Annotated in this window: 14 protein-coding genes and 1 pseudogene; 11 read left to right on the top strand and 4 right to left on the bottom strand. The window is 68.3% G+C overall.

Annotated elements, in window-relative coordinates:
* Window positions 1-5 precede the first annotated feature (5 nt).
* From AC1RRR_RS17720 to AC1RRR_RS17735, 4 genes and pseudogenes are all read left to right on the top strand, one after another.
* Window positions 6-998, top strand: a complete 993-nt coding sequence (locus AC1RRR_RS17720; protein ID WP_492815286.1) for a methionine ABC transporter ATP-binding protein — start codon at window positions 6-8, stop codon at window positions 996-998.
* Window positions 998-1651, top strand: coding sequence for a methionine ABC transporter permease (locus tag AC1RRR_RS17725; protein WP_492815142.1), 654 nt, complete (start codon window positions 998-1000; stop codon window positions 1649-1651). The genes AC1RRR_RS17720 and AC1RRR_RS17725 overlap by 1 nt, the downstream gene beginning before the upstream one ends.
* Window positions 1652-1659: 8 nt before the next feature.
* On the top strand, window positions 1660-2010 hold the full coding sequence (locus tag AC1RRR_RS17730; RefSeq protein WP_492815144.1) for a hypothetical protein: 351 nt from the start codon (window positions 1660-1662) through the stop codon (window positions 2008-2010).
* A 6-nt stretch (window positions 2011-2016) separates the two neighbouring features.
* A pseudogene (locus AC1RRR_RS17735) lies at window positions 2017-2111 on the top strand (hypothetical protein); the annotation flags it as partial.
* Window positions 2112-2117: 6 nt separating this feature from the next.
* Here the strand turns inward: AC1RRR_RS17735 and AC1RRR_RS17740 are convergent.
* On the bottom strand, window positions 2118-2366 hold the full coding sequence (locus AC1RRR_RS17740) for a hypothetical protein (RefSeq protein WP_492815288.1): 249 nt from the start codon (window positions 2364-2366) through the stop codon (window positions 2118-2120).
* A gap of 117 nt (window positions 2367-2483) precedes the next feature.
* On the opposite strand from AC1RRR_RS17740, the gene AC1RRR_RS17745 reads away from it, so the two are divergent.
* From AC1RRR_RS17745 to AC1RRR_RS17760, 4 genes are all read left to right on the top strand, one after another.
* Entirely contained in the window at window positions 2484-3299 is an 816-nt protein-coding gene (locus AC1RRR_RS17745) for a MetQ/NlpA family ABC transporter substrate-binding protein (RefSeq protein ID WP_492815146.1), read from the top strand.
* 61 nt (window positions 3300-3360) lie between these two features.
* Window positions 3361-4080: a GntR family transcriptional regulator gene (locus AC1RRR_RS17750; RefSeq protein ID WP_492815148.1), complete on the top strand. Its 720-nt coding sequence runs from the start codon at window positions 3361-3363 to the stop codon at window positions 4078-4080.
* Between the two features lie 139 nt (window positions 4081-4219).
* The gene (locus AC1RRR_RS17755; RefSeq protein WP_492815290.1) at window positions 4220-6613 is read left to right on the top strand and encodes a TonB-dependent siderophore receptor; all 2394 of its coding nucleotides are present in this window, start codon (window positions 4220-4222) and stop codon (window positions 6611-6613) included.
* The gene (locus AC1RRR_RS17760; protein WP_492815150.1) at window positions 6583-7893 is read left to right on the top strand and encodes an MFS transporter; all 1311 of its coding nucleotides are present in this window, start codon (window positions 6583-6585) and stop codon (window positions 7891-7893) included. Before AC1RRR_RS17755 ends, AC1RRR_RS17760 begins: the two co-directional genes overlap by 31 nt.
* A gap of 62 nt (window positions 7894-7955) precedes the next feature.
* Here AC1RRR_RS17760 and AC1RRR_RS17765 read toward each other — a convergent pair whose 3' ends face one another.
* Window positions 7956-8648 (bottom strand): TorF family putative porin, encoded by a 693-nt coding sequence (locus tag AC1RRR_RS17765; protein ID WP_492815152.1) that lies wholly within the window; start codon window positions 8646-8648, stop codon window positions 7956-7958.
* Window positions 8649-8893: 245 nt separating this feature from the next.
* Window positions 8894-9688 (bottom strand): SDR family NAD(P)-dependent oxidoreductase, encoded by a 795-nt coding sequence (locus AC1RRR_RS17770; protein ID WP_492815154.1) that lies wholly within the window; start codon window positions 9686-9688, stop codon window positions 8894-8896.
* 85 nt (window positions 9689-9773) lie between these two features.
* Between AC1RRR_RS17770 and queF the strand changes: the two genes are divergently transcribed.
* The 3 genes from queF (at window position 9774) to AC1RRR_RS17785 (ending at window position 12371) form a co-directional block, all read left to right on the top strand.
* Window positions 9774-10229, top strand: coding sequence for a preQ(1) synthase (gene queF, locus AC1RRR_RS17775; protein ID WP_492815155.1), 456 nt, complete (start codon window positions 9774-9776; stop codon window positions 10227-10229).
* Window positions 10230-10485: 256 nt separating this feature from the next.
* Entirely contained in the window at window positions 10486-11610 is a 1125-nt protein-coding gene (locus AC1RRR_RS17780) for a sensor histidine kinase (protein ID WP_492815157.1), read from the top strand.
* Window positions 11610-12371 (top strand): LytR/AlgR family response regulator transcription factor, encoded by a 762-nt coding sequence (locus AC1RRR_RS17785; RefSeq protein ID WP_492815292.1) that lies wholly within the window; start codon window positions 11610-11612, stop codon window positions 12369-12371. Before AC1RRR_RS17780 ends, AC1RRR_RS17785 begins: the two co-directional genes overlap by 1 nt.
* Here the strand turns inward: AC1RRR_RS17785 and AC1RRR_RS17790 are convergent.
* Window positions 12368-12658 (bottom strand): hypothetical protein, encoded by a 291-nt coding sequence (locus AC1RRR_RS17790; protein ID WP_492815159.1) that lies wholly within the window; start codon window positions 12656-12658, stop codon window positions 12368-12370. The two genes, AC1RRR_RS17785 and AC1RRR_RS17790, sit on opposite strands and share 4 nt — an antisense overlap.
* Window positions 12659-12661 lie beyond the last annotated feature (3 nt).

The raw sequence follows: 12661 nt of genomic DNA on the forward strand, positions 1-12661 counted from the left end.
TCGACGTGATCGCCTTCGAGGCTGTTTCCAAGACCTATTCCGCCGGCGGTCGCCCGGCGTTGAGCGAGGTCTCGCTGTCGGTGAAGGCCGGCGAGGTGTTCGGCGTGATCGGCGCCTCGGGCGCGGGCAAGTCGACCCTGATCCGGCTGATCAACGGCCTGGAGACGCCGAGCGGCGGCAAGGTGATCGTCGACGGCGATGACGTGGCGGCCCTGGGCGTCGAGGGGCTGCGGGCCCTGCGTCGCCGGGTCGGGATGATCTTCCAGCACTTCAACCTGCTGTCGGGCAAGACCGTCGCCCAGAACGTCGCCTTCCCGCTGAAGCTGGCCGGGCGTCCGGCCGCCGAGGTCAGGATGCGCACGGCCGAGCTGCTGGAGCGCGTGGGCCTGACCGAACATGCCAACAAGTTCCCCGCCCAGCTGTCGGGCGGCCAGAAGCAGCGGGTCGGCATCGCTCGCGCCCTGGCGACCAATCCCAAGGTCCTGCTGTGCGACGAGGCCACCAGCGCTCTCGACCCCGAGACCACCGAGCAGATCCTGGACCTGATCTCGGGCCTGAACCGCGAGCTGGGCCTGACCATCGTCTTGATCACCCACGAGATGGACGTGGTCCGCCGCGTCTGCGACCGCGTCGCCGTGCTGGAAGCCGGCCGCGTGGTGGAAGAGGGCGCGGTCGAGGACGTCTTCCTGCATCCGGCCAGCGACACCGCCCGCCGCTTCGTGCGTGAGGCGGATGGCGAGGTCTCGGCCGCCGGCATCGACGGACGCCTGGTGCGCCTGACCTTCCGGGGCGAGGCCACCTACAAGCCGGTGCTGGGCGAGGTGGCTCGCACCACCGGCGTCGACTATTCGATCCTGGGCGGCCGCATCCACCGCCTGCGAGAGACGCCCTACGGCCAGCTGACCCTGGCGCTGACGGGCGGCGACGTGAAGGCCGCGATCGCGCAGTTCGAGGCGGCTGGTGTCCGGGTCGAGGATCTCAGCGGGGGAGTCGCCTGATGGAAAACGTTGATTGGGCCGAGATCGGCCAGGCTACCCTTGATACGCTCGCCATGCTGGGCGGCTCGATGATCCTGACGGTCATCCTGGGCCTGCCGCTGGGCGTGATCCTGTTCCTGACCGGCAAGGGCCAGATGCTGGAGAACCGCGTCGCCAACGGCGTGCTGTCGCTGCTGGTCAACATCCTGCGCTCGGTGCCGTTCGTGATCCTGCTGATCGTGATGATCCCGCTGACCGTGGTGCTGGTCGGCACCTCGCTGGGCGTGGCCGGGGCCATCCCGCCGCTGGTCGCCGGCGCGGCGCCGTTCTTCGCCCGCCTGGTCGAGACCGCCCTGCGCGAAGTCGACAAGGGCGTGATCGAGGCCAGCTTCGCCATGGGGGCCAAGCGGCGGCAGGTGGTGCTGGGCGCGCTGCTGCCCGAGGCGCTGCCGGGCCTGGTCGCCGCCGCGACGGTGACCGGCGTGGCCCTGGTGTCCTATACCGCCATGGCCGGCGTGGTCGGCGCGGGCGGCCTGGGGGATCTGGCCATCCGCTTCGGCTACCAGCGCTTCCAGACCGACGTCATGGTCGTGACCGTGGTGCTGATGCTGGTGCTGGTGCAGGTTCTGCAGATGATCGGCGATGCGGTGGTGCGCCGCGTCTCCCACAAATAGAGCTAGAGATGACTGACGATATCGATCAAGGCGACCAGCACTGGGACGCCGCCTTCGCCGAGACCCTGATCGGCAAGACCCTGCTGATGAACCTGTCCTTCCTGGACGACGACGGGGAAGTGGCCGAGCGCCAGCAGTTCTTCGGCGTGGTCATCGACGCCACCGAGGCCGAGGGCATCGTGCTGGACCTGATGGGCGAGCACGACGGCGACACCTACACCCTGCCGCCCCAGACCTCGGCCATCCAGGCGGCCGAAGCGGGCGTCACGACGCTGTCCGGCGAAAAGCCGGACTTCATCGCCAACTGGGCCATCCATGGTGATCCGGATGTCCCGGAAGCGGCGAACGACGAAGACTGAGGCCGCGGGGCCGTCCTCGCCCTTCGACAGGCTCAGGGTGAGGACTAGTGCTGGCGTCCAAGTAGAAACCTCATCCTGAGCTTGTCGAAGGACGAGGTTTCGGGCCCTCAAGCCTGGTCGAACGGGTGCGGCAGCCGGCCGGCCTTGAACAGGATGTCCGGGTTTTCGTCATAGTCGCCCAGCTCGACGTCGGCGCTGATCGTGAAGGCCACCACGCCCTCGCGCAGCGGGGCCAGGCGCTCGGCCTTGCGGCGCGCCTCTTCGGCCGTCTTGCAACCGACCTGCTGCTCGGCTTTCAGGCCCTTGCCGCGTCCGGCGATGTAGGACTGCACGATGTGGACGGTTTCTTTGGCCATCTCCATCCAAGCCGCCTGTTCGCAGGGGCGGTCAAGTGATCGCTCGACGGCCCCTCAGGAAATCTGATTTCCTCTGGCGCGCCTGAGCGGGCAAAACCCTACCCGTCAGATCGCCTTATGGAGCCGTTCATGGTCGCCCGCCGCGCTATTCTCGTTCTCGGCCTCGCCGCCATGACTCTCGCTGCCTGCGGTCCGAAAGCGCCCAAGGCCGGCGCCGCCAACACCCTGATCGTGGCCGCCACCGCCGTGCCGCACGCCGAGGTGCTGGAGTTCATCAAGCCGAAGCTGGCCGCCGAGGGGCTGAACATCGAGATCAAGGTGTTCAACGACTACGTCCAGCCCAACACCCAGGTCGCCGAGAAGCGCATCGACGTGAACTACTTCCAGACCCTGCCGTATCTGGAAGACTTCAACCGCGACCACGGCACCGAGCTGGTGACGATTACCGGCGTCCATGTCGAGCCGATCGGCGCCTATTCGACCAAGTGGAAGTCGATCGCCGAGGTGCCGAACGGCGCCACCGTGGCCATCCCGAACGACGCCAGCACCGAGGCGCGCAGCCTGCTGCTGCTGGCCAAGAACGGCGTCATCACCCTGAAGAACGCCAGCGACCTGTCGACCCTGAAGGACATCACCAGCAACCCCAAGAACCTGAAGTTCAAGGAGCTGGAAGCGCCGGCCCTGCCGCGTATTCTCAAGCAGGTCGACCTGGCGGTGATCAACACCAACTACGCCCTGGACGCCAAGCTGAACCCGTCCAAGGACGCCCTGATCGCCGAGGACAAGACCAGCCCCTATGTGAACTACCTGGTCGGCCGTCCGGACAACAAGGACGACCCACGCGTCCAGAAGCTGGCCGCGGCCCTGACCTCGCCGGACGTGAAGGCGTTCCTGGAGAAGAAGTACGCCGGGGCGGTGGTGCCGGCGTTCTGAGGCGCTAGCGTCTTCTGAAATTTCACACTACCTATCAGCGACCGCTTCTCACGGATCGCTCATGGTCTCGCCTTCGCTGAACCGCACCCTGGTGCTGGACGTCGCCAACTCGTCGGGGCTCGAGGACTGGTCGCCCGACCTGCAGAAGACCAAGGTCTATGAGCGGATCCTGCTGGACCTGATCCTGGGCGCGCTGCCGGCCGGGGCGCGGCTGGACGAGCAGTCGCTGGCCGCCCACTACGACACCGGCCTGGCCGGGGTGCGCGACGCCCTGGGCCGGCTGGCGCTGGAGGGTCTGGTCATCCGCCGCGCCCGCTCGGGCACCATGGTCGCGCCGCTGGACCTGGTGGAGCTGCGTCAGGGCTACGACGCCCGCGTGCTGATCGAGCCGCACTGCGCCCAGCTGGCCGCCCGCAATGCCAGCAAGGCCGAGTCCCAGGCGATGTACGAGGTCTTTGCCGAGGGCGAGGAAGCGGCCCGCACCTGCGACCTGCCGGCCCTGGTGGCCATGGACCTGCGCTTTCACGCCCTGGTGGCGCGGGCCTCGGGCAACCTGGCCCTGGCCCGGATCCTGATCCCCCTGCAGCACAAGGCCGCCCGCTTCTGGGTGTTCTCGTTCAACGGCGCCACCGAGCAGGAGCTGATGGACGAGATCGAGGAGCACCGCCAGGTCGCCCGCGTCATCGCCGGCGGCGACGCCGAGGCCTCGCGCCAGGCGATGCTGCGCATCCTGAACGTCCAGCCCGAGGCCCAGACTCGCCCGCACGTCGGGGCGGCCTAGCGGCCGCTACGGAAGCTGAGGCATTGGCGCCACAGCGTCTTCGCAATCTAAGCTGAAATGTCAGAAGGCATTTTGACGAACGTCATGGCGTTCCCAGATATCGGGGCGTGAACCGCCGGGACCCGGCGGCGTGAAGGCCATGCTCCCGATGTTCAAGACCGCGCTTCTGTCCGCTTCCGCTCTGCTTTTGGCGTCGCCTGCGATGGCTGAAACCCAGGTCGCCGACCAGGTCGACGCGGTGGTGATCGTGGCGCGCGACAAGGCGGGCCTGCTGGAGAAGCAGCCCAGCCAGACGGTGTTCGGCATCGCCAAGCCGCTGATCGAGACGCCGCGCTCGGCCAGCTTGGTCAGCGACCTGACCCTGGAGCGCTACGGCGTCCTGACCCTGGACGGCGCGACCAAGGTTTCGCCGGGGACCCACACGGCCAGCTTCTACGGCGTGCCCGGCGCGCTCAACATCCGCGGCACCCTGGCCGAGAACTACTTCCGCGGCTTCAAGAGGGTGGAGAACCGCGGCACCTATTCGACCCCGATCGGCGGGGCCTCGCGCATCGAGATCCTGCGCGGCCCGCCGACCCCGATCTATGGCGCGGGCAAGGTCGGGGGGCTGGTCAACTTCATCCCCAAGTCGGCCCGTGACGAAGGCCGTTTCCTGGCCGGGCCGGAAGGGGAGGTGACCGCCACCTTCGGCAGCTACAACAAGAAGCTGGTCACCGGCCAGTTCGGCGTGCCGGTGTCGCTGGGCAAGGCTGACGGCGGGGTCTGGGTCTATGGCGAGGTCGAGGACAGCCACAGCTACTATCGTGGCGTCTATCCGCGTCACCAGACGCTGGAGGTCTCGTCCGACTTCGACCTAGGAAACGGCTGGAGCACGGCCTTTGGCGGCATGGTGTTCCACTCGGAAGGCGACGTGCAGACGCCCGGCTGGAACCGCCTGACCCAGGACCTGATCGACAACCGCACCTACATCACCGGCCGCGACACGACGCTGAAGGACATCGACGGCAACGGCAAGCTGACCCCCAACGAGATCGGGTCGTACCCCTACGCCAGCGCCCTGTACCTGCCGTACTACGGTTTCCCGACGACGGACGCGGCCCACACCCTGGATGTCGGCGTCGGCACGACCAAGCTGGATCGCCGCACGGTCTATATCAGCCCGGCCGACTTCTCGAAGACCAACACCCAGACCCTCTATTTCGACCTGGCCAAGGACCTGGGCGGTGACCGCGCGATCAAGCTGCAGCTGTTCCACGACCGCCAGGACAACAAGCGCTTCGTCAGTTACGGCTACCCCTCGGCGGTCGACGCCAAGGTCAGCGAGATCCGCCTGACCTACGCCTTCCCGACGCAGGTCGGCGCGGTCAGCGCCAAGACCCTGGTCGGCGGATCGCACCGCTGGTTCGAGGGCCGCCGGCGCGAGAGCTACAACAGCGGCCTGATCGCCCTGGACCGCCGCGACATCAGCTATGGCGTCACCGCCACCGACACCATCGACAGCCCGTTCGACACCGAGCCGGGCGGGGTCGGCGTGCAGTGGGAGAACGACAACCGCTCCCAGTGGAAGCAGACCGGCGTCTTCGTCACCTCCGACATCGACGTCGGCCGGCTGAACCTGGTGCTGGGCGGTCGCTGGGACCACTACAGCGTCGAGAGCCAGGACACCGGCATCCTGTCCTACGTGCCCGCCGGCCTGCAGAAGGGCGACCGCGACAAGGCCACCTACAGCGCCAGCCTGACCTACAAGCTGCCGCTCGGCCTGATGCCCTATGTCAGCTACGCCAAGGCCGCCGCCCTGGAGATGAGCCAGGCCGGCGACGTCGCGCCCAACCTGGTGGCCGACGGGTCATGGCTGTCGAGCTCGGACCTGACCGAGGCCGGCGTGAAGTTCCAGCTGCTGCGCGGGACCCTGATCGGCTCGCTGGCCGCCTATGAGCAGAACCGCACCCAGATCGCCGGAGCCATCTCGCCGCCGACCGTGCAGGGCACGCGGGCCAAGGGCGTCGAGCTGGAAGTCCGTTGGCTGGCGTCCGAGCGCCTGTCCTTCACCTTCGCCGGCAACAGCCAGCGCACGACGGTGAAGGGGCCGGATACGTCGTTCCAATACATCCCGGCCTATGCCGCCGGCGTGCCGGGCGCGCAGGGCTATGGTGGCTCGTACGTGGTGTGGGCCTTCAACAGCCTGCCGGACCGGAGCGGCGACTACGCCTACACCCTGACGCCCAAGTCGGTGGTCAGCCTGTACGGGACCTACACCAGCAAGGGCTACGACTGGGGCCAGGCTGGCGCCACGCTTGGCGTCAGCCATGTCAGCCGCACGGCGGGCACGGTGCAGAACGCGGTGCGCTATCCGGCCTACAGCCTGGTCAATGCTTCAGCTTTCGTGAACCGTGGGCCGTACACCCTGTCGGTCAACGTCGATAACCTCTTCGACAAGTTCTATTTCACTCCCGACGCCGACACCTACGCCAACCTCGGCGCCTTGCCGGGCAAGGGGCGGGAATGGCGGGCCACCCTGAAGCGGACGTTCTGATCGTGACGAAGACCGAAGAAGACCGCTTCCGTCCCTGGCTGCTGCTGGCGGGGTTCAGTCTGCTGCTGTTCCTGATCACCGCCTCGACCTACGGCTCGCTGGGCGTCGTCCTGCCGGCCATGATCGGCGAGCTGAAGTGGAGCTTCGAGAAGGCGTTCCTGGGGTTCTCCGTGCTGGGCGTCTTCACCGGCGCCTCGTCGTGGCTGCCGGCGATCCTGATCCGCAAGATCGGCGTGCGCGGGACGTTGCTGGCCGGCGCGGCCGTGCTGGCGGGCGGCTTCCTGGGCCTGGCCAATTCCGAGAGCCTGCTCAGCTACTATGCCGGCGCGGCCGCGTGCGGCGTCGGTTTCCAGATGGCGGCGCTGATCCCCGGCACGCACGTGCTGTCGTCGCTGTTTCGCAAGCGCGCCCTGCCGTTCGGGATCTACTTCACCTTCGGCTCGCTGGGCGGCGCGGCTGGGCCGTGGATGGCCCTGACCCTGATGGGCGGCAGCGGCAATGATTGGCGGCTGTACTGGATCGTCCAGGCGGCGCTGGCCGCGATCGTCGGCTTGATCTGCGCGATGATGGTCGGCGGGACCAAGTGGCTGGCGGAAGCCGCGCACGAAGTCGATCTCGAGGTCGAGCAGGAGGCCCGCCAGGCCCCCGCCGACGCCCGCGTCTATCGCACGTCGCACGAGTGGACGGTGCAGCAGGCCCTGCGCACGCCGCAGTTCTACACTCTCGTGGCCGCCTACTTCTCGCATCTGCTGGTCGGCGTGACGGTGGCCAGCGTCTCCGTCAGCCACCTGACCGAGCTGGGCGTGGCCGCCGGCGTCGCGGCCGTCGCGGCCGGCGCCCTGGCCGCCAAGATGCTGAGCCTGGAATCGCTGATGCAGACCCTGGCGCGCCTGGCCGGCGGCGCCCTGGGCGACCGCGTCGACCCGCGCTGGCTGTTGGTCTTCGCGCAGGGGATGCTGGTCGTCGGCCTGCTGGCCTTGGCCCATGCGGCGAGCCCGGTCCTGATGCTGGTCTACGCCATCGGCACGGGCGTGGGTTTCGGCCTGACCGTGCTGGCCGTGACCGTGCTGCTGCTGAACTACTACGGCCGTCAGAGCAATCTGGAGCTCTTCTCGCTGACTTGCCTGGTCGGCGCGGTCTCGGCGGGGGGGCCGTTCATCGCCGGGGCCATGCGCGACCGGCTGGGGAGCTTTGGTCCGACCTTCCAGCTGTTCGCGGCCGTTACCGCCGTGGTGTTCGTCGCCGTGCTGGCCATGCGGCCGCCGAAAGCGCCGGCGTAGGCAAAGAAAAAGCCGCCCCGGCGAACCGGGGCGGCTTCGTCTTGGAGCCTAAACCGTAAGGCTTAGAACGCGGCCTTCAGGCCGACAGCCACGCGGCTGCCGTAGATCTTGCCGTAGCCATGCTCGTCGGTGTCCGAGTAGCGCAGGTCCAGGCCCAGCTTTTCGGTGACGGCGTAGGTGACGCCGATGTTCCAGGTGGCGTAGTCGCCGGCCTTGTCGATTTCCTGGTGGCCCAGAGCGCCGCTCAGGGTCAGCTTGTCCATCAGCGGCACGGCGCCGTTGACTTCGTAGTACACGGCGTCGCCGGTCTTGCCCGGGAATTCCGGCGACCAGTAGACGGCCAGGCCGACGGTTGCCGGGCCCAGCGGACGCGAGGCGGCGGCCTTGAACTCGGTGTAGCCGTACGAACCGGGGGTCAAGCCCTTGTCCTTGACGTAGCCGTAGTACAACACGCCCAGGTCGATCGAGGTGTCGCCGATGGTCGGACGGATGCCGGCGTAGAAGTCGACCTCGGCGGTCGGGTCATCGGCGCCGAAATCGACGTTCGAGGCCCAGACGCCCGCGTAGACGATGCCCGAGGTCAGGTCGACGCCGCCTTGGATGGCCGGGTCTTCCTGGGTTTGGCTGACGCCGCGGAAAACGTAGTCGCTGGTCACGCCGAGGTTGTACGAGAGCTTCAGCTCCTCGGCCATCGCGGCGCCCGACAGGGCGACGGTGGCGGCGGCGGCGGCCAGCGCGATCTTCATGGCTTTCATAATTCTATCCCCTTTTCTGTGTCGTCTCCCGGGTTGGTTCCCGAGCCCCGACTGCGCCTGCAAGCGCATTGCGTCCCTGACTGATGTGTCGGGGGCGCGCCTTTAGTTGCAATCAGGGGAATCCGAACGCCAGCAAGAAGGGCAGCCGCCGCTTAAAGTTTAGGCGCTGTGTGACGATTTTGCTTCAGAATAGGCGCAGCTAAGTCACAGCTGACGGAAAACCGAATGCGGCTTGTCTGTGCTTTTTACCTCATAGAAAGACTCGCTCCGCCCAGGTGAAGCCCTGCGTCAACCAGCAGAGTCTCTCCGGTGACGTGCCGTGAGGCGGGCGAGGCCAGAAACACGGCCGCGCCGGCGATGTCATCGGCGGTCGAGGCGACCTTCAGCGGCGTGGCCGCCGCGGCGCCGGCCCGCAGACGCTCCAGCGACTCCTCGGGCATGTTCTTGAACCACGGCGTGTCGATGAAGCCCGGATTGACGGCGTTGACGCGGATGCGCGGACCGAGAGCCCGGGCCAGCGACAGGGTCATGGTCGTCATCGCGCCCTTGGACGCGGCATAGGGCACCGAAGAGCCGTTGCCGACCACGCCGGCGATCGAGGCGGTGTTGACCACGGCGCCGGGCGCAGGCGCGGCCTCCAGCAGGGCGCGGGCGGCGCGGACCATCTGGAAGGCCCCGACCACATTGACCGAATAGAGCTTGAGGAAGTCCTCGGCGTTCACCGCGTCCAGGTCGGCGTGGTTGGGCGCGAACTTGGTCATGCCGGCATTGTTGAACAGGGCGTCGATGCGGCCCGTCGGTTCGGCGGCGGCGACGATCTTCTTGCAGTCTTCGTCGTTGGCGACGTCGCCCTGGACCAGGACGGCCTTGCTGCCCTCGGCCTCGACCAGGCGGGCCGTCTCGGCGGCCTCGTCGGCGCTGCGGGCGTAGTTGACCACCACCAGGCCCGCGCCGCGCCGAGCCACCTCGACCGCGATCGCGCGGCCCAGGCCCGTGGACGCGCCCGTGATCACCACCGTGAAATCGTCGAAGTCCTTCATGCCGTCCTCCCAAACAAGTGTTTGCGACGTTGTAGCGAGCCCAGTGCGGCTTGTCTCGCGGCTGTCGGAGGCCTAAATCGCGGCGATGACCGATCTCAACGTCACCCAGCTGGGCCGCGTCGTCGACGCCCCCGAAAGCCCCGAGGCCGCCGTCCTCGAGCGCGTGCCCAATCCGCAGAGCGATACGCTGTACCTGGCCCGCTTCGTCGCGCCGGAGTTCACCTCGCTGTGCCCCGTCACCGGGCAGCCCGACTTCGCCCACCTCGTGATCGACTACGCGCCGGGCGACTGGCTGATCGAGAGCAAGTCGCTGAAGCTGTACCTGACCAGCTTCCGCAATCACGGCTCGTTCCACGAGGACTGCACGGTCAAGATCGGTCGCAAGATCGTCGAGATCGCCGAGCCGCGCTGGCTGCGCATCGGCGGCTACTGGTACCCGCGCGGCGGCATCCCGATCGACGTGTTCTGGCAGACCGGCGCGCCGCCGGAAGGCCTGTGGCTGCCCGACCAGGGCGTGCCGGCCTATCGCGGCCGCGGCTGATCTTGGAAAATCAAAGGCGCGCCTGAGCCGGGCGCGCCTTCTTTTTAGTTCGGGAGCGTCCTCCCAGGCGGGAGCAGGGCGTACTGAGGGTCGACGTCTCGCTCGCCCGGAAGGACCGCCTAGTGGTCGCGCCATCTGTGAAGGGTGTCAGTCCGCTTGCGACCAGGCCACATGACGCGGCGCTGGAGCGACGAAACCGGACAGCGGTGCGTCGGACGAGGGCTGCGAAAAGCGCGGCTTTCGCTAGACTGCGCCCATGAAAGATATCGACGTCGGGCTGAAGTCGGAGCTTTTCAGACACGCGCTGTTCCTGACCCTGGCCGTCTGGGGTCTGGACACGCTGCTGTTTGCCCTGCCGTACATCGCCACCGGCAAGCCGCCCCTGCCGGGCGTGCTGGCCAGCCACTTCCTGTTCATGGGCCTGGGGGCGCTGCTCTCGGGCCTGGTCTATGTCCGCGCCGCGCGCACGGCGCGCGACGACGACCGGCCGGTGCGTTTCGCGGCCCTGGTCCCGGCCGTGGTCGGCCTGGGCCTGGTGATGGCCGCGTCGGACCTCGTGATCGGCGGGCACATGCGGGCGCTGCTGGACGGAACACATCCCACGGTGCGCGTGATCGCGGCCCGCAGCGTCAGCCAGTTCATGGTCGGCGCCTGGATGTTCGCTCTGTTGGGCGCGCTTTATCTGATGATGATCGCCGTGCGGGTGACGCGCGAGCGCGACCAGCAGCTGGCCGACGCCCGCGCCCAGGCCCTGGCCGCCGAGAGCCAGGCCAGCGCCGCGCGGCTGGCGGCCCTGCGCTACCAGCTCAATCCGCACTTCCTGTTCAACACCCTGAACGCCGTCAGCGCCTCGGTGATCACCGGCCGCAACGAGGAGGCCGAGTCGATGCTGGCCCGCCTGGCCGAGTTCCTGCGCCTGACCCTGGCGGCCGATCCCCAGGCGATGATCACGCTGGACGACGAGCTGGCCACCTTGCAGGCCTATCTCGAGATCGAGAGCGTCCGTTTCCGCGACCGGCTGGGGCTGGAGTTCTCGTGTCCGCCCGAGCTGCGTGGGGCGGTGGTCCCCAGCTTCATCCTGCAGCCGTTGATCGAGAACGCGGTCAAGCACGGCGTCGCCCCGACCAGCCGGCCGGTGACCATCCGCCTGGAGGCCTCGCGCGACGGCGACGACCTGGTGGTGATCGTCGAGGATGACGGGGAGGCCGCCGCCCATCCTTCGACGGGCATGGGCGTCGGTCTTACGAACGTGCGCCAGCGGCTGGAGGTGCTGTACGGCGCGCGGGGCGTCCTGCAGGCGGCGCCCCGTGAGCGCGGCTACCTGGTGCTGATCCGCATCCCCCTGAAACTGGAAACCCTGTCGCGGGCGAGGGCGGCGTGATGGAGCTGAAGGTCCTTCTGGTCGACGACGAGCCGGCGGCGCTGGAACGGCTGTCGGCCCTGTTCGCCCAGATCCCCGACACCCGGCTGGTCGGCGTGGCGCGCAACGGCCGCGAGGCCGGGCAGGCGATCGCCGAGCTGGCGCCCGACCTGGTCATGCTGGACATCCAGATGCCCGAGCTCTCCGGCCTGGCCCTGGCGTCCGAACTGCCGCCCGAGGCGCGGCCCGAGATCGTCTTCGTCACCGCCTTCGAGGTCTATGCCGCCGACGCCTTCGCCGTCGAGGCCGCCGACTATCTCTTGAAGCCCGTGCGCTTCGACCGCCTGCGCCAGGCCGTCGAGCGGGCCCGCCGCCGTCGCACCTTGCAGCGCGCCTACGAACAACAGGTCGAGGCCACGACGCCGGCCCGCGAGGGGGATCTGGACGGCATCTGGGTGACGACCCGCCAGGGCCATATCCGCGTGGCGGTCAGCGAGATCGACTGGATCGAGGCGGCCAAGGACTATGTCCTGCTGCACACCGCCACCCGCAGCCACATCCACCGCATCACCATGAGCGCCCTGGAGCAGGGCCTGGACCCTGCCCGGATGATCCGCGTCCACCGCTCGGCCTTTGTCAGCCCCGATCGGGTCGAGGCGATCAACCGCCTGGGCAAGGGCCTGATCGCTCTCGTCCTGCGCGACGGCGTCGCCGTGCCAGTGGGGCCGACCTATGTGAAGGCGGTGCAGGGACGGTTGGGGCTGGTGGTGGAAGAGGTCTAGCCCTTCGCCAACCGTCGGCGGTTGGCCCGCACCTTCTTGCGCAGATGGGCCAGCGAGCCCGAGGCGATGGCGGGGCCGGAGGCCCCCAGCTGGCCGGTCATGGCCAGCATCGGCAGGGTCAGGCCCGCGGCGACCTTTTCGCCGACCATCAGCTGGGCCTCGGCCTGGGCGGCCGCGCCGCCGGCGGCCAGTTTCATCATGCGCAGGCCGATGACGCTGGAGGCCTCCAGCCCCAGCGCCCAGCTGTCGAAGGCCAGGGTCGTCCAGGGATCTTTCCGCCGCGCCATCGT

This window comes from Caulobacter sp. GW821-FHT12D05 (genome assembly GCF_058807295.1).